The organism is Brevundimonas sp. (assembly GCF_031412435.1).
Lineage (GTDB): Bacteria > Pseudomonadota > Alphaproteobacteria > Caulobacterales > Caulobacteraceae > Brevundimonas.
Map to the genome: position 1 here is coordinate 1 of NZ_JANODA010000067.1, position 20996 is coordinate 20996.

Sequence of the window (20996 nt, forward strand, 5' to 3'; positions counted from 1 at the left end):
CCGGGAGAGCGTTTCGATAGAACGGTCACCGTGCGGCTGCGGGCCGGGGTCGACGATCAAATCAGTCGAAGTCGGCAGCAGTGCCGCTGTCGGACGTCACAACTGGTTGGACCCCGGCAAAGAATGGCGCGCCCGGAACGATTCGAACGTCCGACCCTCAGATTCGTAGGGAATTTTTTGGCCATTTTCACTCGGTTTCATCAGAACACGGATGGTTTCATAGCTCGTTGTTTTTAGAGTAACTTTTGCTAGAAAGTGGCTTCCGGGCGTTTCAGGCCGTTTCTCTGGTTTGCAGATTTTCTGTGCCCCATATGTGCCCCAAAGCGATTCTAAGACTTTTCGTCTAACCGTTCGTGGGGCACGCGAAACCCAAGTCTGTCGTGCCGGAGAGGTGCGCCAATGAGCAAGGTCAAACTCACCGATCGTTACGTCGCCACCGTGACGGCTGAACGGGGTAAGCGCCTTGAGGTGTTCGATCAGCATGTGATGGGCGCGGGCTTGATGCTTCGGGTCACCGACACCGGCCGCAAGGTCTGGATGGTGCGATACCGGACCGACGACGGCCAGCAGCGCCGGCTCAACCTGGGGCTCTATCCTGACATCGGACTGTCGGAGGCGCGAGGCCGAGCCGTCGAGGCCCGGCGGAAGGCCGTCGATGGCGACGACCCGGCGGGCGAGCGCAAACAGCGCCGGGCCGAGGCCAGGGCCGTTGCGGTCAACAGCTTCACTGATCTGGCTGAAAGCTATTTCATGGCTAGCCGGCTGGGTGAGTGGAAGCCCCGAAAGAAGAAGAAGCGCGCTTCGACCCTTGCCGCCGAGAAGTGGCTGTGGACGCGCCACATCAGGCCCTACCTTGGCGATCTGCCGCTGGAGGAAGTAACCCCCGCAGCGATCAAAAAGGTGCTCAGGGCGCTTGTCGCGACTGGACGGGAGTCGACCTCTAACAAGGTGCGAGCCCAAATCCGGCAGATGTTCAACTTTGCGATCGCGGAGGAGCGGATCCTCGTCAATCCGGTCGCCAAGACGACCGCGATGGGAGATGAGGTCCCGCGCCAGCGCGTGCTCAACGACGATGAGATTCGCACCGTGTGGACCGCGCTCAGCAACAGGACCGGTCTTGTCCGCCCGACAGGGTCCGAAAGCAAAGGTCGGGTCTTCGTCGGTGAGCCGGTCAGCATCGCTCTCAAGCTTCTGCTGGTCACGATGGTCCGGCGCGCCGAAGTGTCAGGAACGGCGAGGACGGAGCTCGACCTCGACAACGGAGTCTGGCTCATCCCGGGCACCCGCACCAAAAGCGGGAGACCGCATCTCGTGCCGCTCGGCCCAATGGCTGTCGCTCTCTTCCGACGCGCCATCGCGATCGCAGACGATGGTCACGTCGAGCCCTCAGCCTTCGTTTTTCCGTCCCCTCGCGATCGAAAGCAGCCCGTCACGCCAGCGGCGCTGACGCACGCCCTGCGCTATGTGCGCGAGGCGCTTGGGTTGGAGCGGCTGACGCCGCACGACCTGCGGCGTACGGCAGCTACAGTCATGGCGAGCGAGCGGCTCGGCGTGTCACCATTCCTGATCGGCAAGCTACTAAGCCACTCGACCGAGCTTGGCGGGGCGGCTTCCGTCACGCTGACCACCTATGCGTTATACGATTATGTAAAAGAGAAGCGCGTCGCTCTTGCGGCTTGGGAAGCGCTGTTGGGCAGTATCGTGGGCCTTGAACCGATACCCGCTGTGCCGCCGTCCGAAGCGGACACGGCCTCCTCAGCGATCGGCGAGGATTTGAGAAAGCGGCTCGGCGACGATCCTGCGCTTCGCCGGGCGCTAATCACGGAACTGCTTGCCATGAGCAAATTGTAGCGATGACCGGGGAAGCAGGTCTCAGGTGTTTACGCCGTGGCGTCCGCAGCCAGGGAATCCACGCCAATTCCCATCATCGCCGATAGTCGCTGGCCGGTTCTATTGGCGACGAGTTTCAATGGATCATCGCTCAGGTGGGCGTAGATTTCCGTGGTTCGCGCCTGCTTATGTCCAAGAACCTTGCCGATCATGAACAGCGACGCTCCATCGGCGATGGCGAAGCTCGCGAAGCTGTGACGGAGGTCGTGGATGCGGACGTTCAGCATCGTCTTCACGTCTCTCGGGTCCTCGCCGATTTCGGCCGCTCTGCGCCGCATTATGCCGTCGGCGCGAGCCTTGACGTCCTCCCACACGCGGGGGAGACCAACGTAATGTCCCGACCCTTTAAGTGCGGGCAGGACGTATTTCGAGCGCGTCTCAGAGATGGCGGTATCACCTGAGTTGTGTCCACGGGAAGCGTCCAGCGGCCGAGATTCATCCCAGCGGCGTCGAAGAATGTTGATGGCGGCATCAGCGAGGGGGACGGTCTTCGCCCCCGTCTTCGACTCCGGGAGACGGAGGCATCCAGCACGCCAATCGACAAAGTCCCACTGCAGACCGAGTATCTCGCCGCGTCGGCAGCCGGTCAGGATCAGCAGCCGAACAGCGTCCGCCATAACGGACAGTCTCTCGTCCTCGCGTGTGATTTCAAGGACCGCTTCGCTAACGGCCGCCACCTCTCGTTCCGATAGGTACCGCTCCCGACGCACAGTCTGGAACCGCTCAACCCCCTTGGTCGGATTGTCCTTCAGATAGCCCGCCATAATCGAGAACTCATAGGCAGCGCCAAGAGTGGCAACCGCAAGCGACGCGACGCGCTTGCCGCCGGTCACCAGCGAGCGCTTCCGATGCCCGACCATCATGTTGCGAGCGGTCTTTCCCTGCGAAACTTCAAGCTGGAAGCGCGCGATATCCAACCTGGTCAGATCCCGCGCGAGCCTGGATCCGAGAAGCGGCCTGACATGGCAGTCGAACAGGCTTCGATTCGTCGCCCAACTCGCCTGCTTCTTGTTCGGCTTAAACGCTGGCCCTTCGGTCATGTATCGATCGATCATGGCGGCGACCGTCATTGCGCTCCGTTCGGCAACCTTCTCGGCTTGGGGGTCGATGCCGTTACGAACGTCCTGGAGCGCGGAACGCGCGCGGTCGCGCGCCTCTTCTAGAGCGTAGCTTGCGTCGGCCCTTCCAAGGGTCAGTTTTCTGGACTGGCCGCCCAGCCGATAGGTGAGCGTGAAGGTCTTTGAGCCCGTCTTCCAGACCCTGACCCCAAGGCCGATGACCTCGGTGTCGCGCACCGTGTACTCGGCCTCTCGAGGCTCCAGTTGTGCAATCAGTTTCCGCGTCAGCCTGGGCATTTCCGGTCCCTTTCGAGGCCCCGTATAGGTAACAGACAGCAGATTTTCAGAACAAATCAACCGTTATCACATGGTGCCAGAAAGAATTTTTTCGTCAACTCATTCAATGCCTTGAAACCGAATGAGAGCTTTTGAACAGGTGCGAAAAAGACAAAAGGTCGATATGGCATGCAAGAGGTCAGCGGTTCGACTCCGCTAAGCTCCACCAATTTCCAAGGGGCTAGCAGGAAACTGCTAGCCCCTTTTGCTACCCGCCAACGCACGACCCGGGCCCGGCCGGCCAGTGTGTGTAGATGAATGACTTCCTGGAATCTTTCGGTGCTGCCCGGTGGCCGGCACTGTCGGCGGCGTGCAGGTGCGCGTGGCGCTGACCGGGTCAGCGGGCCCTCACAGCGTCCGGGCCCGGCGTCTCTCCAGAGAGCGCTCCGGCCGCCCGCCAGCACCGGAAGGTCGATCGGATGAGACCGGAGCGGGGTCGTGACGGCCGCGCCAGTGACGCACCGGCGGACGACGCGGGTTACGGAATGCTCGCCCTAGAACTTGGCGGCGAAAAAGGTGAACGAGCCGAGTCCACCGATGAAGGGGTCCGGCGTAACGTCCAGCAGACGAAGTCGATAGCGGAGCATCTCCTCGAGGATCACTGCGGTCGGCAGACTATGCATCTCGATCTCGCGGAGCGGTTCGGTCAGATATTTCTCTGCATCGAACGTGTATCCGGGGATATGGGTCGGGATCTGGAACAGGACGCCCCCGCCCGGCCGCACGCGCGAGAACAGGGATCGCAGGATCAGCTTCTGGATCGGCGGCGGATTGTGCTGGAGCACGATGACCGAGAACAGCACGTCGAATTCCGGCAGGGAATCGAAATCCTCGAAGCTGGAGACCAGCCTGCATTCGACGTTGTGCGCGCCCTCTTCGGCCATGTACTCGGCGCAGAGTTCCAGATTGCCAGGTGAAATATCGACCGCGATCACGCGTTCGAATTTTTCCGAGAGATAGCGAGTGATCCGACCGACGCCGGCCCCCAGTTCGACACATGTGCCGCGCGAAAGGGCGACACCCGCCCGCGCTTCGAAATCGTCGATGAGCTGCGCTTCGCGCTGACCCGACCGCTTCAGATCCGCGATCTTTTCAGGTGTCAGGCTGGCCTTGCGGAAGTCCGGCGAACTCAACACCGACCAATGGGGATCCTGCTCGCCCAAGGAGGTCCATTGCTCCCGGACGCGTTCCAGCATCGCCTTGAGAACGTCGGCGCTGACCTGGTGATCGACGGCAGGCGGAGGTCCGTAGAGGACCTGATCCATGGCCTGAACCGTCGCCGGTTTGATGTGCCTCTCGACAAATTCTTCGCTGTTGAAGAGCGCGTCCCGCCAGGCCTGAACGGTCTTCATATGCCCGTGATGGGCGTCGATGATGTCGTCGGATTCAGGGGTGCGGCCGAGGAACAGCCGGTAACCCTGAACGACGTCGTCGCGTGTGAGTGCTTCTTCTGGATCGGACACCCGTCGCTCATGCGACGGAACGCTGATCAGGCGCAAGAAGCTTCTGACACTAAAGCGCTTTTTCGACCTCGATCCCGCCATCCGCGCGTCAGGGCGCCGAAGGCGCGCCGGACGCGGCGAAGCAGTCTTCGAGGGCATCGGCCTTCATCGGCCTCGCGTCGTTGACCGCCCGCTGAATATCTGCGGCGATCGTCGCCTCCTCCGCGTGGCCCGCCGCCAGGTGTTCCTCAAGGCGACCGTTGATGGCCGTGAGCGAGTTCATGATCTCGCGCTGGCGCGGGTCGCGCTGCCTCAGGTCCTGCTGGGCGACGTACAAGACGCCGATGCAGCGGATGTTGTCGGCATAGGCGGCCTGGGGGCCGTCCAAGGCCGAAACGGTGGAGGGTTGGGTCGCCGAATCCTGCACGAGGATGGCCATGATGATTGCAAAGAAACTCGCCAAAATCTTTCTCGTCTTGTCGTTTTCAGCAACGGTGCAGCCAAGGCTGCGACAGCGGGTATTCGAAGGGACCAGCGCCGCCGCCTTGCAATCTAGCGCGAGCCCCGGTGGCTTCCAACCCTGTCTGGCGGCCGCTCACCGGTCAGTTTCGGAGTGTGTCGTCGGCAGTCCCGTTGACCTGGGGGCCATCCGCTGACGAGTCAGGCTTCATGACATCGTCGGCGGCGGCAGTCGCCTCGGCGAGCGTCGTTGCAGCGATCCGGGTCGCCTCGACACCTTTGCAGATGAACTCGTCGTCGAGCACCCAACCCTGTTCCAGGGGTGTCGGATCGGCGGTGATCGGGATATCGAACACGGGTTGCCCGTCCTTCAGCCCGATCGCCCGAAGGAATTGGCCCTCCCGGGCGCCGCAATCAATCCGGGCGCGCACCCAGAACACCTGGGCCGGCTCGGGAGCGTTGCCGAAGCGCGTCGGCTCCGCCAGGAACGCCAGCGACCAGGCCTCCGCAACATCGCCCGTTCTGTCCACGCTGTTCAGGTCGAGCAGGACCACCTCGGCTGTAGAGGCCATGGAATAGACCATGCGGTAGGGTTCGGCCGGCGGGCCGCTCTCCTGCGCCGGCTGTGCGGACGCCATGGTGGCGAACAGCGTCATGACTGCGGCAAACGCCGGGGATTGGATCATCGAAAGTTCCTGATTGCGCAGAGGAAGGATAGGCCGGGCGCACCTCGTCGGCCAGCCATGTCGGACATGCTCGACGCAAGCGGCCCGCGCGCCTGGGCCCATCAAACCGCGCTTGGCGAAACCCTGTCATGACAGCTATCAGTCCCTCTGTCGTAAGGAACACGCCATGTCGTTGATGCTTCGCGCCGTCGCCCTGACCGGACTGCTGGCCCTCGTGGCCTGTGAGAGGGCGCAGCCAGCCGCACAGGAGGCCGCTCCGCGCGAGCCTTACAAGATGGTCTACACCATGGCCTCACCTACCGAGGTTACGCTTCTTGATCTCAACAGCGTGACGAAGACCGGTGAGGTCGCCGAGGCCTGGTCGCTCACATTTCTGGCCGAACCCGTCAGATTCGAAGGCGCACCCAGGGAGGCCCAGGTCTTCTGGGTCAGGGCCCGCCTGGACTGCGCTACGGGCACGGGACAGTTCGTCGAGGCCATCGGCCTGCACAATGGCCAGACCATCTTCACGGTGCCCATCAAGACGGAGCCGACACCCCTGGCCACGGCATGGCCGCTGGATGAGGAATTCATTTGCGAGAACCTTCAAGGCGCGCGCACGGCGGCAGCGACATTCGCCGAGGCGGTCACGGCGGCCAGGAACGCGATGACTCCGCCAGCGACGACGCCGTCCGCGTCGGGCGCAGCCATGGCGCCCCTGGTTCCCGACGGCCAATAGAGGTCGGCGACCGGCGGCGCCGGATGCCGACAAGACCGGCGGTTCATTGATCAATCAGACGGTGACATCGCCTTTGTCGTCCGGGCGTTAGAGCCTATAGCTGAGCCCGGCCCGCGCCGTCGCGACAGCAGGCCATTGGAGCTCGATCGCACCCGTGCTGGACGCCTTTCTCGGCAAACGCCCCGGATCTGAGCCGCTGTTTGCGGCGCTGAGGCAGTGCCGTGTCCACTTCATGGGCGCGGCGGCCTTCAGCGCCCTGGTCAATCTGCTCTATCTGACCCCGACCCTCTACATGATGCAGGTCTATGACCGGGTGGTGCCGACCGCCGGACTGACGACCCTGGTGCTGGTCAGCGCCGTGACCGTTCTGGCGCTCGCGTCGCTGGCGGCGCTGGACTGGCTCAGGACCCGCATCCTGATCCGGGCCGGAATTCAGCTGGACCGCGATCTGGCCGGAACGATCCTGGCCCGGGTGACCGAGGCGGGCGGCCGGACACAGGGGGTTCAGGCCCTGCGCGATTTCGACGCCCTGCGCGGCGCGGTGTCGGGTCAGGGCGCGCTGGCCCTGTTCGATGCGCCCTGGACACCGATCTATCTGGCCTGCTGCTTCCTGCTGCACCCCGCCGTCGGCGTGCTGACCCTGGTCGGCGGGATCATTCTGGCCGTCCTGGCCTGGCTGAACGAGCGCGACACCCGGCCGCGTCTGGGTCGCGCGAGCCGGGCCGGCAACGCCGCCTACGCCGCCCAGGAAGCCCTGTCCGGTCAGTCGGAGGTGGTCCAGGCCCTGGGCATGCGCCGGGCCATCATCGCCCGGCAACTGGACGGCCGTCGCACGGCCACCGACGCCCAGGCCGAGGCCCAGCTGACAGGCGGCCGCTATTCCGGGGCGATCAAGTTCGTGCGTCTGGCGCTGCAGTCCGCCGCGCTCGGCCTCGCCGCCTTTCTGGTGGTCAGGGGCCAGATGTCGCCCGGAGCGATCATCGCTTCCTCGGTCCTGCTCAGCCGCGCGGTGATGCCGATCGAACAACTGGTCGGCGCCTGGCCGACCCTGGTCCAGGCCCGGACCAGCTGGAAGAGCCTGATCGAGCTGTTCACCAAAACAGCGGGTCACGGCCAGCCCCGGACCGCCCTGCCCGCCCCGACCGGTCGCATCTCGGTCGAAGGGATCGGCGTCCGACTGCCCGGCGCGGAGACGCCCCAGCTACGCGCCGTCTCCGTCAAGATCGAGCCGGGCCAGGTGCTGGGCGTCATCGGGGCCAGCGGATCAGGAAAGACCACACTGGCGCGCGTGCTCGCCGGCGCCCTGGCGCCGGATAGCGGCTCGGTGCGTCTGGACGGCGCAGATTACGGCGCGCGCGATACGGACGCTCTGGCCCGCCACATCGGCTATCTGCCACAGAACCCGACCCTGTTCGCCGGCACGATCAAGGAGAACATCTCGCGCTTCGCCGATCCGTCGGCCGAGACCGACGCCGCCGCCGTGCGGGCGGCCATGGCGGCTGGGGTACACGACCTGATCCAGCGCCTGCCCCAAGGCTATGACACCGTGCTGGGGTCGCAAGGGGCCGGCCTCTCAGCAGGGCAGTCGCAGCGTATCGGCCTGGCCCGCGCCCTTTACGGCGACCCGGTCCTGCTGGTGCTCGACGAGCCCAACGCCAGCGTCGACCAGGACGGCGAAACGGCCCTGATCGCCGCCGTCGAGGCCGCCGCCGCGCGCGGGGCCGCCGTGGTCATCGTCGCCCACCGCGCAGGCGTGCTGGCCAAGGCCGATCGCCTGCTGGCGCTGCGCGACGGCGTGGTTCAGGTCGAAGGTCTCCGGGAAGAGGTCCTCGCCCGGATGCGCGGTCCGCGCCCCGGCGGCCTGCACGAGGTCAAGGCGGGATGAGCCTCCCGTCCCCGGCAGACGCCGCGCCTTCCGGGCCCGGTCATGTGGAACCGCAGACCGCCTCGCCGCGTCGCGAGCTGGTCCTCGGCGGCATCATCATCGTTCTGTTCTTCGTCCTGTTCCTGGGCTGGGCGGCGATCGCGCCGCTCGATTCCGGCGCCTATGCGCCCGGCCAGGTCGCCGTGACCGGCAATCGTCAGGCGGTTCAACATCGCGAAGGGGGCACGGTGACCGCCCTGCACGTCGCCGAGGGCGACGAGGTCCAGTTGGGCCAGGTCCTGGTCGAACTGTCGACCGGCGAGCTGACCGCCGCCGAGCGGGGTCTGGCCGGACAGGTCTATGCCCTGGTCGCCCAGCGCGCCCGGCTGATCGCCGAGCGCGACAAGCTGGCCTCCATCCCGGTGCCGGCGGAGTTCGCCAACCTGTCGCCCGAGGATCGCGTCCTCGCCGACGAGGCCATTCGACTGCAACGATTGCAGTACGGCGCCCGCAGGGCCGGTCGATCGACCGAGGTCGGCGTGCTGCGCCAGCGTATCGGCCAGCTGGAGGAACGGATTCAAGGCTATCAGCGCCAGATCGAGTCCAACATCGAGCAGCGCCGCCTGATCGGCGAGGAGCTGGACGGGCTGCGGTCGCTGGCGGCCCAGGGCTATGCGCCCCAGACCCGTGTGCGGGCGCTGGAACGCGACGCCGCCGGTCTCGACGGCCAGCTCGGTTCGCTCCGGGCCGAGGTGGCCGGGACGCAACAGCAGATCGGCGAGACCCGGCTGCAGATGCTGACCATCACCACCGGGATGAACGAGGACGTCTCCGAACAACTGCGCGCCATTGAGGTTCAGTTGAACGAGACCCAGCCGCGGCTTTCCTCCCTGCGCGACCAGATCGAACGCAGCCTGATCCGCAGCCCGGCGACCGGACAGGTCGTGGGGCTGGCTGTGTTCACCCAGGGCGGCGTCATCCAGCCCGGCCAGGTGCTGATGGAGGTCGTGCCCGATGCCGCGTCCCAGATCATCGTGGCGGAGATCAATCCGGCGGACATCGACAACGTCCGCGTCGGACTGGAGACGGAGGTGAAGTTCCCCGGTCTGCGCGAGCGCGACCCGCCGATAATTCATGGCCGCGTCACCCGGCTATCGCCCGACACCTTCACCAATGAACAGACCGGCGTCCGCCACTATCGCGCCGAGATTTCCGTGCCGCCGGCAGAGATGGAGCGGCTGGGTCAGGCCGCGCGCGAGATCCGTCCGGGCTTCCCGGTCGAGGTCGTGGTGCTGCTGAGGAAGCGGACAGCCCTGTCCTATCTGACCGAACCCCTGACCCGGAACCTGTGGCGGTCGGGCACCGAACAGTAGGTCAGCCGATGCGGCCGAGTTCCAGATAGCGGGCCAGGTAGCGGCCGTAGTCCGATCCCGCCGTACGGGCGACCGCCGTCTCCAGCGCCGCATCGTCGATGAAGCCCATATGGTGGGCGACCTCTTCCGGGCAGGCGATCTTCACCCCCTGGCGCTGTTCGATCGTGCGCACGAACAGGGCGGCGTCGAGCAGGCTCTCGGGCGTGCCGGTGTCCAGCCAGGCGAAGCCCCGCCCGAGCCGCTCGACCGTCAGCCGGCCCCGCTCGAGATAGACGCGGTTGACGTCGGTGATCTCCAGTTCGCCCCGCGCCGAGGGTGTCAGCCCGGCGGCGATGTTGACCACCTCTGCGTCGTACAGATACAGGCCGGTGACGGCCCAGTTGGAGCGCGGCTTCGCCGGCTTCTCCTCGATCGAGGTCGCGTGGCCGGCCGCGTCGAAGCCGATGACGCCATACCGTTCCGCATCGCTGACCTGATGGGCGAAGACCGTCGCGCCGCCGCCCCCGGCCGCCCGCACCGCGCTGTGCAGCCGTTCGACCAGACCGTCGCCGTGGAAAAGATTGTCGCCGAGGATCAGGGCGGACGCTCCGCCGGCCACGAAGTCGGCGCCCAGCACAAAGGCCTGGGCGATGCCGCCGGGCGTGGGCTGGGCGAGGTAGGAAAAGGACAGTCCCCACTGACTTCCGTCGCCGAGCAGGGACTGGAAGGCGTTCAGATCGCGTGGCGTGGTGACGATCAGTATCTCGCGGATCCCCGCCAGCATCAGGGTCGTCAGGGGATAGTAGATCAGAGGCTTGTCATAGACGGGCATCAGCTGTTTCGACGTCACCGCCGTCATCGGATGCAGCCGCGTCCCTGCGCCGCCGGCCAGAACGATGCCCTTCATGGCGCGACCCTTTGTCGTTGGAGTTCGGCGACGATGTCCGCGACGGCGAGCCGCCAGTCCCGCATCGTCACCCCGTAGTCGCGCGCCAGCCGTTCGCAGGACAGACGCGAATTGGCCGGGCGCGGAGCAGGAGCCGGGCGGTCGGCGGCGGGTATGGGGACGACGGTCGTGCGCGAGCCCGCCAGCCGGAGCGTCTCGGCCGCCAGCCCGGCCCAGCTGGCCTCGCCCGCATTGACGCAGTGATAGACGCCTGTCGGCGCTGACGGGGCGGCGACCATGGCCAGGCTCAGGGTGACGAGCGCCCCGGCCAGATCGTCGGCCGAGGTCGGGCTGCCGACCACGTCGGCGACGACGGGCAGCTCGGACCGGCTCGCCGCCGCGTCGAGGATGGTCCGGACGAAGTTCCTGCCCCGGGCGCTGACGACCCAGGCCGTCCGCACCACCGCCGCTCGCGGATTGCCGGACAGGACGGCGACCTCTCCGGCCAGCTTCGAGGCGCCATAGACGCTGATCGGGGCCGTCGCGTCGTTCTCGGCGTAGGGCCGGTCCAGCGCGCCGTCGAAGACGCAGTCCGTCGAGATATGGACCAGTGGAATGCCTGCCCGGCGCGTCGCCTCGGCCAGCCGTGCGGGAACCTCGGCGTTGGCGACGAAGGCCTCGTCCGGTTGCGCCTCCGCCGCATCGACGGCGGTGAAGGCGGCGGCGTTGACCACGGCGGCGAAGGGGGTGCGGGCGAAGGCCTCGGCCAGGGCGGCCTCGCTCGTCAGGTCGAGGTCCGTCCGCGTCGGACGGTGGAGCCGCACCTCTTCGGGCCAGACCGCGTGGGCCAGGGCCTGCCCGACCTGTCCGTGGCCGCCGGCGATCAGGATGTGAACCCGCTCACCCACCGGCCAGTCCCCGCCGGGCCACGGCGTCGCGCTCGGCGACGATCGCCGCCCACCAGGTGCGATGCTCCAGATACCAGGCGACCGTGTCGCGGATGCCCTGTTCGAACGCGACCTGAGCCGACCAGCCTAGCTCGGCCCGGGCTTTGGATGGATCAACGGCATAGCGCCGGTCATGGCCGGGGCGATCCGCGACGAAGGCGATCGCCTCCGCATGAGGCCGACCGTCAGGGCGCGCGGCGAGGTCGTCGAGGGCGGCGCAGATCGTCTGCACCAGATCGATATTGGTCCGCTCGGCCCCTCCGCCGAACACATAGGTCTCACCGGGTGTTCCCCGCTCGAACGCGGCACGCAGGCCGCAGACGTGATCGTCGACGTGCAGCCAGTCGCGGACATGCAGGCCGTCGCCGTAGACCGGCAGGCTCTGACCGGAGAGCGCGCGCAGGATCATCAGCGGGATCAGCTTCTCCGGAAACTGGAAGGGGCCGTAGTTGTTGGAGCAGTTCGTCACCACGACGGGCAGGCCGTAGGTGTGACCCCAGGCGCGAACCAGGTGGTCGGCCGCCGCCTTGGTCGCCGAATAGGGCGAGCGGGGGTCATAGCGGGTCGTCTCGTCGAAGGCGCCGCTCGGGCCGAGCGATCCAAACACCTCGTCGGTCGAGACCTGATGGAAACGGAAGTTCGCCGCCGCCTCGCCCGACAAACCGCGCCAGTGGTCAAGCGCCGCCTGGAGCAGGACGAACACCCCCACGACATTGCTGTCGACGAACGGCCCCGGTCCGTCGATCGAGCGATCGACATGGCTCTCGGCCGCCAGATTGATGATCACATCGGGCGCGAAGCCTTCGATCGTCGAACGCACCAGGTCCGCGTCGGCAATGTCGCCCTTCACGAAGGCGAAGCGCGGGTTGGCGCGCACAGCGTCGAGGGCGGCTGGACTGGTCGCATAGGTCAGGCTGTCGAACACCAGGACCCGGGCGTCCGAATTCGCGATCATCTCGCGCGTCAGGGCCGAGCCGATGAAGCCCGCGCCGCCCGCGACCAGAATCCGAGATGCCGCCAAGCCCGCCCCTTCGCCCCGGACCATTCCGGTTCATCGCTGTTTCTAGAGGCGGGAAACGACCCCGACCAGTGGCGCCGGTGATCGGGCTTGCTCCGCCCGCCCCGCCTGCCCATATCGGATCATGGCCGACGCCTCGCCGATCCCGGGGGGCTTCAAGCCGCAGTCGCTTGTCGAGGACTGAACCATGACGACCCGAACCGTGCTGTTCGACAGCCCCTTCCTTCTGGGATTCGACCAGACCCGCGCCCTGATCGACCGCGCCGCCAAGGCCGCAGCCGAGAGCTATCCGCCGTATAACGTGGAACAGATGGGCGACGACGCCGTGCGCATCTCACTGGCCGTGGCCGGCTTTGCGCCCGACGACCTGGCCATCACGATCGAGGGGCGTCAGCTGACGATCGCCGGCAAGCGCGACGGCGTCTCGCCGGACCAGGCCTTCCTGCATCGCGGCATCGCGGCGCGCGGGTTCGTCCGCAGCTTCGTCCTCGCCGATGGTCTGGAGGTCGAGGGCGCCCGGCTGGAGCATGGCCTGCTGCATGTCGATCTGCTCCGGCCCGAGAATGTCGAGCCGGTGCGGCGTATCCCGATTAGCGTCGGCTGATCACCTGAATAACCTCGCTATGACGCGCCCTGCGAACCTGCAGGGCGTCCGGGCGTTGTCCTATTGAAAAGGAGGCGGTCTTTATGACGCCGATGATGACCAACAAAGATTTCGCCGGCCTGGGCGCGCCCGATCTGGTTTACGTGCGCGCGATCACCGCCGCCGACGTGATGGCGGATGCGATCTCAGACAGGCCGCTGGAAGACGCCAAGGGTCTGGTGATCGATCCCGATCAGACCCTCTACGCCGTGCACAGCGCCGACGGCGAGCGGCTGGCTGTCATGATGGACCGGGAGACCGCCTTCGCAGCCGCTGTGGCGCATGAACTGGCGCCGGTGTCGGTGCACTAGCGCTCAAGCTTCGAGCAAAGTGAGCGTGGAATCGCGCTCAAGCCGCAAGCGACCGCGTCGCGCGCGGCAGCGTCCCAAAAACGACGTTTACGCCGCCGTCGCCGGGACGTTGGCGTCGCGGACAAACAGGGCGTGGATCGCGTCCTCGGTCCGGGCCTGACGCAGTTGTTCGCGCAGCTCCGGTGAGCGCAGCGCTCGCGAAACCGCCGCGAGAGCGCGCAGGTGCTCGGCGCCATCGCGCGGGGGGGCGAACAGGGCGAACATCAGATCGACCGGGCGATCGTCGACGGCGTCATAGGCCACCGGCGTGTCGAGGCGCACGAACACCGCCTTGACGCTGTCCAGACCGGCCAGACGCGCATGCGGAACCGCCACGCCCGAACCGAGACCGGTGGAACCGAGGGCTTCACGCTCCATCAAGGCGTCAAAGACGCGAATCTCGTCCTGGCCCATGGCATGGGCCGCGGCGGTGGCCAGCACATGCAGGGCCTGCCGCTTCGATGACGCGCCGCTTTTCAGGACGATTCCGTCCCGAACCAGCAGTTCCCCGATATCCATGATCGTCCCGACTCATACTCGAGGTTGTGGGCAGCCCCCGCTGGAGGGGCGCGCGCCGTCTAGACGGTTCGCGCGCCCCTGGGAAGCCTTATGCGCCAGAACCGTTTACTGAACCGTGTCCGTTCAACGACGCGGTGCGTTCAGGATCTATCCATCCGACATTGCCGTCGGGGCGACGATAGACGACCGACAGGCCGCCATGCGCCGCGTTCTTGAAGAACACGACGGGGTAGCCGGTCATGTCGAGTTCCAGAACCGCGCGACCGACCGTGATCGTGCGAATTTCCGAAACGCTCTCGGCGATAACCATGCCGACGGGCGGGGGGCCATCATCGTCGCCGGCGGTGTCGAACATCGAATCCTCGACGTCATCGTCGGGATTTCGCAGCACGATGCTGCGAGCCACCGAAGCGGCCGCCATTTCAGTCTTCTCGGGCGACAGGCCCTTGGGTCCGATATGGTGATCCTTGAGCCGGCGCTTGTAGCGCCTCACCCGCTTCTCAAGTTTTTCGAGGCTGTCGGTGAAGGCCGCATGGGCGTCCCCGCCGAGGCCTGTGGTGACGAGCGATTGCCCGGATGCGAGGCGGACCCAACAGTCCACCTTGAAGCCGTGGCCGTCCTTGGACACCACGACCTCGGCGTCCTGGCCGCCGCGTTCGAAGTATTTTCCGACTCCGTCTTCGAGTTCCTGGGAGATGCGCGAGCCTAACGCTTCGCCGACATCCACTTGCTTGCCGCTGACTTGGACTTGCATGTCGATAGAACGCGACCGCGCGCGAAAGGTGTCAATCGGGAACGCCGATTTTACAGTCACGCTTTGTTGTTCGGTCAGCCGGTCTTCAGCATTCGCCGACGCTCGACCGAAGACGGAATCCTGAGCGCTTCCCGGTACTTGGCGACTGTGCGGCGGGCGATGTCGATGCCGGCTTCCTTGAGGATCTCGACGATCCGGTCGTCGGACAAAACGTCGCCGTCGCGGCCTTCGTGGTCGATCATCGACTTGATCCGGTGACGGACGGCCTCGGCCGAGTGGCTCGCCCCGCCGTCGGTCGCCTGGATGGCTGCGGTGAAGAAGAATTTCAACTCGAACACCCCGCGCGGGGTCGAGACATATTTGTTCGAGGTGACCCTTGAGACCGTCGACTCATGCATGCCGATGGCGTCAGCCACGGTCTTCAGGTTCAGCGGCCGCAGGAACTCCACGCCGAAGGCCAGGAAGGCGTCCTGCTGGCGCACGATCTCGGACCCGACCTTCAGGATCGTCTTCGCCCGCTGGTCCAGCGACTTGACCAGCCAGTTGGCCTGGGCCGCGCAGTCGGCGACGAAGGCTTTCTCGGTTTCGGTCCGCGCACCGGCGGAAACCGAGGCGTGATAGCGTTTGTCGACCAGCAGACGCGGCAGGGTGTCGGAGTTCAGCTCCACCCGCCAGCCGCCGGCCGGATCGGGCCGCACATGGACGTCGGGGATCACCGTCTGGGCGACCTCGCCGGCGAAGCCCGCCCCCGGCCGGGGCGTCAGGGCCTTGAGCTCGGAGATCATCTCCGACAGATCCTCGGCATCAACGCCACAGACAGTGCGCAGGGCCGTCAGGTCGCGCCGGGCCAGCAGGTCGAGGTTGTCGAGCAGGGCGCCCATGGCCGGGTCGAAGCGATTGCGCTCGACCAGCTGCAGCTTCAGGCATTCGGGCACCGACCGCGCCATGACGCCCGTCGGCTCGAAGCCGTGACAGACGGTCAGCACCGTCTCGACCCGTTCGAGGCCGCAGCCCAGCCGGTCAGCGATCTCGGCCAGTTCGCCTCGCAGGTAGCCGCCCTCATCCACTCCGTCGATCAGCGACAGGGCGATGGCATGGTCCGTGGCCGAGAACCCCGCCGAGGACGCCTGTTCCTGCAGATGCTCCCACAGGGTGGGATCGTGGCGCTCGGGGCGTTCGCCGCCATCGCCGTCGTTGAACGATCCGCCCTTGCCCGCTGCGGACCAGTCCGACAACCCCGGCTGTTCTGCGGCTTCATCGGAGAGGCGGTCGGAGGTGCGCTCGCCCGGCGTGGCGTCGCCATAGACGTCGTCCTCGCGCGCATCGACGGTCGAGGACCGGTCGGACGCCTCGGCCTCAGAGAAACTCAGTTCGGTCGAATCGGCCGGCGCCTCGCGCTCGACCTCGGCGCCGGCCTCCGGCTCCTCGCGCTGGAGCAGCGGGTTTTTCTCGAGCTCAGCCTCGACGTATTCGTCCAGCTCCTGGTTCGACAGTTGCAGCAGCTTGATCGCCTGCTGCAGCTGGGGCGTGATGACCAGCCCCTGCCCCTGCCGAACCTCGAGCCTCTGACCGATCACCCTGATGTCCCCCCGAGGGCCGTTGTGGCCCGGAACTTGCTGTCAGGATGAACGCGACCGGTTAACGCCGGCTTTCACGCGTCGAGGCATGCACCTCAGACGACCTGCGCCCGATCCTAGTAGATCCGGAAGGTGAAGACCTGGCCGGGCTGCACCTGCATCCGACCGCGAGCGTCGCCGACGCCGATCGTGCCGCCCGCCACGTCCCAGCAGCCCGCCGAGACGGTGAAGTCGTAGGCGCCGCCGTTCGGGATCGCCATGCCGCTGGGCAGGCGGTTCAGGCCGTAGGTCGAGGCGCTGCAGGCCGAGATCAGGATGGCGTTCAGCTGACCGCCCGTGGCGTTGACCACCCGGATCGCGCCCAGCGGTTCGCCCGGACGGATAAGCGGCCCCCCGGTGACGAGGTCGGCGCAGCCGGAGAGCGCCAGAACACCGGCGAGGGCGACAGTGGCTTTGAAGGCGTTTTTCATGGTCGTGTGCTCCAGAACAGGTCTGGTGGACGCTCGACGCTTGCGAAGACCCTGTCGTCATCCAGATTGATGACGCGGTCCGCGGCTCTAATCGTCGCCTAGGCCGTGCCGAGAGCCAGTCCGGCCAGCAGGGCGGTGACCTCGGCCTGACGTCCGCAGCCGGTCTTTTCCAGCACGCGGCGAACCTGGGAGCGGACGGTGGTGATGGCCACCTCGCCCTCCATCGCAATCTCTTCGGCCGTCTTGCCCGCCGCCAGCCCCCGCGCCACCCGCGCTTCCGACCGGGTCAGGTCGAACAGAGACCGCATCAGATCGGCGGACGGCGATTTGTCGGTCCCGATGGGTGTCAGGACCAGCAGGGCATAGGCGTGGCCGAAGAGGTCGCAGGCCGTGCGCCTGACCGGCAGCATGTGCAGCACGCCCACCGGCTGCGACAGACCGTCCCGCAGCGGCAGGCTGCAGGATCGCGCGCCGTCCGGCGTGCCGATGGCGCCCAGCATGGCGAACAGGGTCTCGTTGGCCGCACGGTCGGTCAGAAGGATCCTGTTCCCCGCGCGGAATCCGATCTGATCGGCCATCGCCTGGATCATCTCATTGGCCTCGACGACCCGCCCGGTGTCGTCGAGCAGCAGTGCGGGCAGGCGGAGCGCGGTCAGGACATCAGTCGCCCCCTCGGCCCGCTGCAGACCCAGCCGGGCGCTGATCAGGGCGCTGCGGGCCAGGTGCGGGCGCAGTTCGTTGAGCTTTTCGACGTGATCCCGCTCAATCGGCCCGCGCTCCAGCGTCCGTTCGATGCTGAAGACGATGTTGTCGCCGCTCGGAACCCGCAGGGCCGTCCCCGCTGACCAGCCGAGCCCCCGGGGCCGAAAGAAGTCACGGTAGATGGGATCGGTCCCCATCTGCTCCTCGCTCCAGAAATCCTGCTCGGTGAAGAAGGACGGCTCGTTGGCGTTCATGATGCAGACGCGACGACTGCAACGGGCAAACCAGCCGTCGTTCACATAGTCGGAGAAGATCTCGCGGACCGTATCCGAGGCCGTCCAGTGCAGGACCTTGCGGGCCGAGAACAACAGGCCGCCACGCGATTCCGTCAGGCCGGCGATCTCGTCCAGAACTTCGGGCCAGAGCTCCGGAACGACGGAACACTCGTAGATGCGGTCGATGAAATCGGTGTGCACGGCGTCCTCCGACTTCATCTGACGACGTTATACGTCAGCCGTAAAGATCGCCCAGATAGACGCGGCGCACCTCGGGGTCGTGGATGACCTCGTCGGCGGTGCCCTCGAAAAGCACGCTACCGTTCGAGATGATCGAGGCGCGGTCGATGATGTCGAGCGTCTCGCGGACGTTGTGGTCGGTGATCAGGACGCCGATGCCCTCGCCGGCCAGATAGCGGATCACCTGGCGGATGTCGGCGATGGCCAGGGGGTCGATGCCGGCGAACGGTTCGTCCAGCAGCATGAAGCTGGGCTTGCCGGCCAGTGACCGCGCGATCTCGACCCGGCGACGCTCGCCGCCCGACAGGCCGGTGGCCGGGGCGTGACGCAGGTGATCGATATGCAGTTCCTCAAGCAGACGGGTCGTCTCGGTCTCGATCGCCTTGCCGGTTTCGTTCAGCTCGACCACGGCCATGACGTTCTGCTCGACCGTCATGCCGCGAAAGATCGAGGCTTCCTGGGCCAGATAGCCCAGTCCCATGCGGGCGCGCTGGTACATCGGCTGGGCGGTGATGTCCTCGCCGTCCAGCCAGATGGACCCGCTGTCGGCCGGGATCAGGCCAGTGATCATGTAGAAGCAGGTCGTCTTGCCGGCGCCGTTGGGGCCCAGCAGGCCCACCACCTGGCCACGCTGGACCGTCAGGGACACGTCCGACACGACCTGACGCGCGCCGAAAGCCCGGGCGATGTTGCGGACCCTCAGGCCTTTCTCGGGCGCGGGCCGGGGCGCGACGGCCGGGGCCTCGCGGTCGTCCAGGTTGAGGGCGGAGAGTTCCTTTCGGGCCATCGCGGGCTAGTCAGCGCCCTGCGGATAGAAGACGCCGCGCACCCGGCCGCCGTTGGCCGAGGTCCCGCCCTGGATCCGCGCCTGACCGGTGTCGACGTTGTAGCTCAGGCTGCCGCCTGTCAGGACGTTCTGACCCTGGGTCAGGATCACATCGCCGGTCACCACGACCGTGGCGTTGGAGACGGTGTAGATCGCCCGGTCGCCCCGGATCGTCTCATTCGGGGTGACATAATACACCTCACCCGTCGCCTCGATCCGCGTCAGGCCGCCCGAGGCGTCCCGCACGCCCTCGATGGCGTTCGCACGCAGACGGGTGTCACCCTGGGTGATCTCGGCCCGGCCGCGCAGAGAAACGGCGGTATTGGTCAACTCGCCCGTGTCGGCGCCGTAACCGATCGGCTGGTTGCTGACGCTCGAGCGCGTCTGCGCAACGGCCATGCCGCCCAGGCCCAGGGCCAGGACGCTCGCGCCGGTCAGGATGAGGTGGCTGGTCTTCATGTCATTCACCGGAAGCGGGGTTGATGGTCCCCTGCACCTTGTTATCGCCAGAGCCCCTGAACACGACCCGTTGGCCCTGTTCATGGATGGCATAGGACGTTGCCGAGATGGTTCCAAGGGGTCCGCGTCCGTCGACGCCCTTGTCGCCGGTCACCACGCCCGTCGCCGTATCGACCACGGCCTCCGGCGTCGTCAGGGTGAACCCCGATCCGCCGTCGGAAATGCGCACGTTCGGCCCGATCGTCACCGTGCGTTCGGCCTCATTGTAGATGCCGGCGTCTGCGGTCATTTCGGTCACCTTGGTGCCGCCGAGATTGAGCCTGAGCACCGGGCCGTTGAGCCGGAACCGCCCCGTCGCCGGATCGCGCACCGCGCCCTGGGCGCCGATGATAAAGGACCGACCCGCCGCGTCCTGGCCGTGGAACATGGGGTTGTCGAGGCGGATTTCCTTCGACTGGCTGGCCTCGCGCTCGACGCCCGACATGACGGTGCGGAACACGGTCCAGGTCAGGGCGCCGCCCGCCAGCACCACGATCAGGATCGGCAGCAGGCGGCGATACAACTGGACCCGACGGGAGCGCGAACGCCAGCGACCGGCCTGCTGGGCCAGCCTCGCCTCGTCGGCGCGCTTCCTGTCGTCGGCCGGATCGAAGGTCATGTGTGCGCGAAGATATCCATCTCATCCCAGCCGCGGAGATCCAGACGGGCGCGGACCGGCAGGAAGTCGAAACAGGCCTGGGCCAGCTCCATCCGGCCCTCGCGGACCAGCATCTCGTTCAGCCGGGTCTTGATCACGTGCAGGTGCAGGACGTCAGAGGCCGCGTATTCCAGCTGGGCCTGCGACAGTTCCGGCGCGCCCCAGTCGGAAGACTGCTGCGCCTTGGACAGGTCGATACCCGCCATCTCGCGCGCCACGTCCTTCAGCCCGTGCCGGTCGGTATAGGTCCGGGCCAGTTTGGAGGCGATCTTGGTGCAATAGACCGGCCGCGTCTCGACCCCGAGATGCAGCTCGACCATGCCGATGTCGAACCGGCCGAAGTGGAAGATCTTCAGCACGTCGGGATCGGCCATCAGCCGCTTCAGGTTGGGGCAATCGTAGCCGGGCCGGTCCAGCCGGACGACATGGGCGTCGCCGTCCCCGGCCGACAGCTGGACCACGCACAGCGGGTCACGGCGGAAGCGCAGTCCCATGGTCTCGGAATCGACGGCGACCTCGGAGCCCAGGTCGAGGCCGTCAGGGAGGTCGCCTTCATGCAGATAAACGGTCATGGACGGGGTCTAGCAGTCCCTCTCCCCTTGCGGGAGAGGGCTTGAGCGCCCGAGAGCGAAGCGATCGGACTTGCGCGAAAGGGTGAGGGGTTTTGCTGCTGGTCGGTGAGAGTCGGCGTGACCCCTTGTGTGTTGGCGAATGTTTATTCTGGGTCTGTCTTCCGGGACGTCCGCCTGGCGTTCGCGCGCCAGGCGGACTGTCGGCGGAGGGGCCGATGACCCCTGAGCCTTTTGGGCTGTGGGTGAGCTGGGCCGC

The 20996-nt window shown here is 66.5% G+C and carries 22 protein-coding genes; 6 read left to right on the top strand and 16 right to left on the bottom strand.

Annotation, left to right across the window (positions count from 1 at the left end; genetic code table 11):
• Positions 1 to 399: 399 nt before the first annotated feature.
• Positions 400 to 1851: an integrase arm-type DNA-binding domain-containing protein gene (locus RMO01_RS13055; RefSeq protein ID WP_309629494.1), complete on the top strand. Its 1452-nt coding sequence runs from the start codon at positions 400 to 402 to the stop codon at positions 1849 to 1851.
• Positions 1852 to 1880: 29 nt separating this feature from the next.
• On the opposite strand, the gene RMO01_RS13060 is transcribed toward RMO01_RS13055, so the two are convergent.
• From RMO01_RS13060 to RMO01_RS13075, 4 genes are all read right to left on the bottom strand, one after another.
• Entirely contained in the window at positions 1881 to 3245 is a 1365-nt protein-coding gene (locus tag RMO01_RS13060; protein WP_309629495.1) for a site-specific integrase, read from the bottom strand.
• A gap of 533 nt (positions 3246 to 3778) precedes the next feature.
• Positions 3779 to 4747, bottom strand: coding sequence for a class I SAM-dependent methyltransferase (locus tag RMO01_RS13065; protein ID WP_309629496.1), 969 nt, complete (start codon positions 4745 to 4747; stop codon positions 3779 to 3781).
• A gap of 88 nt (positions 4748 to 4835) precedes the next feature.
• Positions 4836 to 5165 carry a hypothetical protein gene (locus RMO01_RS13070; RefSeq protein ID WP_309629497.1) on the bottom strand — a complete coding sequence of 110 codons (330 nt, stop codon included), beginning with the start codon at positions 5163 to 5165 and terminating at the stop codon, positions 4836 to 4838.
• Positions 5166 to 5328: 163 nt separating this feature from the next.
• A complete protein-coding gene (locus RMO01_RS13075) occupies positions 5329 to 5871 on the bottom strand; it encodes a hypothetical protein (RefSeq protein ID WP_309629498.1) in 543 nt (180 codons plus the stop codon).
• A gap of 166 nt (positions 5872 to 6037) precedes the next feature.
• On the opposite strand from RMO01_RS13075, the gene RMO01_RS13080 reads away from it, so the two are divergent.
• The 3 genes from RMO01_RS13080 to RMO01_RS13090 all read left to right on the top strand — a co-directional run bounded on the left by RMO01_RS13080 (position 6038) and on the right by RMO01_RS13090 (position 9826).
• Positions 6038 to 6589, top strand: coding sequence for a hypothetical protein (locus RMO01_RS13080; protein ID WP_309629499.1), 552 nt, complete (start codon positions 6038 to 6040; stop codon positions 6587 to 6589).
• Between the two features lie 154 nt (positions 6590 to 6743).
• Positions 6744 to 8474 carry a type I secretion system permease/ATPase gene (locus RMO01_RS13085; protein WP_309629500.1) on the top strand — a complete coding sequence of 577 codons (1731 nt, stop codon included), beginning with the start codon at positions 6744 to 6746 and terminating at the stop codon, positions 8472 to 8474.
• A complete protein-coding gene (locus tag RMO01_RS13090; RefSeq protein ID WP_309629501.1) occupies positions 8471 to 9826 on the top strand; it encodes an HlyD family type I secretion periplasmic adaptor subunit in 1356 nt (451 codons plus the stop codon). The genes RMO01_RS13085 and RMO01_RS13090 overlap by 4 nt, the downstream gene beginning before the upstream one ends.
• 1 nt (position 9827) lies before the next feature.
• On the opposite strand, the gene rfbA is transcribed toward RMO01_RS13090, so the two are convergent.
• Genes rfbA through rfbB form a run of 3 tightly spaced genes read right to left on the bottom strand, consistent with a single transcriptional unit; the run spans position 9828 to position 12659 of the window.
• Positions 9828 to 10712: a glucose-1-phosphate thymidylyltransferase RfbA gene (rfbA, locus tag RMO01_RS13095; protein ID WP_309629502.1), complete on the bottom strand. Its 885-nt coding sequence runs from the start codon at positions 10710 to 10712 to the stop codon at positions 9828 to 9830.
• Positions 10709 to 11599: a dTDP-4-dehydrorhamnose reductase gene (gene rfbD, locus RMO01_RS13100; RefSeq protein WP_309629503.1), complete on the bottom strand. Its 891-nt coding sequence runs from the start codon at positions 11597 to 11599 to the stop codon at positions 10709 to 10711. Before rfbD ends, rfbA begins: the two co-directional genes overlap by 4 nt.
• Complete coding sequence (rfbB, locus tag RMO01_RS13105; protein WP_309629504.1) at positions 11592 to 12659, bottom strand: dTDP-glucose 4,6-dehydratase; 1068 nt, start codon at positions 12657 to 12659, stop codon at positions 11592 to 11594. The genes rfbD and rfbB overlap by 8 nt, the downstream gene beginning before the upstream one ends.
• Positions 12660 to 12843: 184 nt before the next feature.
• Here rfbB and RMO01_RS13110 point away from each other — a divergent pair, with 184 nt between their 5' ends.
• Both RMO01_RS13110 and RMO01_RS13115 read left to right on the top strand, forming a co-directional pair.
• Positions 12844 to 13260: an Hsp20 family protein gene (locus RMO01_RS13110; protein ID WP_309629505.1), complete on the top strand. Its 417-nt coding sequence runs from the start codon at positions 12844 to 12846 to the stop codon at positions 13258 to 13260.
• Between the two features lie 83 nt (positions 13261 to 13343).
• Positions 13344 to 13610: a DUF1150 family protein gene (locus RMO01_RS13115; protein ID WP_309629506.1), complete on the top strand. Its 267-nt coding sequence runs from the start codon at positions 13344 to 13346 to the stop codon at positions 13608 to 13610.
• 87 nt (positions 13611 to 13697) lie between these two features.
• On the opposite strand, the gene ptsN is transcribed toward RMO01_RS13115, so the two are convergent.
• The 9 genes from ptsN to RMO01_RS13160 form a co-directional block, all read right to left on the bottom strand.
• On the bottom strand, positions 13698 to 14168 hold the full coding sequence (ptsN, locus tag RMO01_RS13120) for a PTS IIA-like nitrogen regulatory protein PtsN (protein WP_309629507.1): 471 nt from the start codon (positions 14166 to 14168) through the stop codon (positions 13698 to 13700).
• Positions 14169 to 14256: 88 nt separating this feature from the next.
• Entirely contained in the window at positions 14257 to 14922 is a 666-nt protein-coding gene (hpf, locus tag RMO01_RS13125; protein ID WP_309629515.1) for a ribosome hibernation-promoting factor, HPF/YfiA family, read from the bottom strand.
• A 74-nt stretch (positions 14923 to 14996) separates the two neighbouring features.
• On the bottom strand, positions 14997 to 16499 hold the full coding sequence (gene rpoN, locus RMO01_RS13130; protein WP_309629508.1) for an RNA polymerase factor sigma-54: 1503 nt from the start codon (positions 16497 to 16499) through the stop codon (positions 14997 to 14999).
• A gap of 116 nt (positions 16500 to 16615) precedes the next feature.
• Entirely contained in the window at positions 16616 to 16969 is a 354-nt protein-coding gene (locus tag RMO01_RS13135; RefSeq protein ID WP_309629509.1) for a hypothetical protein, read from the bottom strand.
• A 98-nt stretch (positions 16970 to 17067) separates the two neighbouring features.
• The gene (locus RMO01_RS13140) at positions 17068 to 18147 is read right to left on the bottom strand and encodes a LuxR C-terminal-related transcriptional regulator (RefSeq protein WP_309629510.1); all 1080 of its coding nucleotides are present in this window, start codon (positions 18145 to 18147) and stop codon (positions 17068 to 17070) included.
• A gap of 34 nt (positions 18148 to 18181) precedes the next feature.
• The gene (lptB, locus tag RMO01_RS13145; RefSeq protein ID WP_309629511.1) at positions 18182 to 18973 is read right to left on the bottom strand and encodes an LPS export ABC transporter ATP-binding protein; all 792 of its coding nucleotides are present in this window, start codon (positions 18971 to 18973) and stop codon (positions 18182 to 18184) included.
• 6 nt (positions 18974 to 18979) lie between these two features.
• Positions 18980 to 19471 (bottom strand): LptA/OstA family protein, encoded by a 492-nt coding sequence (locus RMO01_RS13150; RefSeq protein WP_309629512.1) that lies wholly within the window; start codon positions 19469 to 19471, stop codon positions 18980 to 18982.
• 1 nt (position 19472) lies between these two features.
• Positions 19473 to 20129: an LPS export ABC transporter periplasmic protein LptC gene (gene lptC / locus RMO01_RS13155; RefSeq protein ID WP_309629513.1), complete on the bottom strand. Its 657-nt coding sequence runs from the start codon at positions 20127 to 20129 to the stop codon at positions 19473 to 19475.
• Complete coding sequence (locus RMO01_RS13160; protein ID WP_309629514.1) at positions 20126 to 20740, bottom strand: ribonuclease D; 615 nt, start codon at positions 20738 to 20740, stop codon at positions 20126 to 20128. The genes lptC and RMO01_RS13160 overlap by 4 nt, the downstream gene beginning before the upstream one ends.
• Positions 20741 to 20996 lie beyond the last annotated feature (256 nt).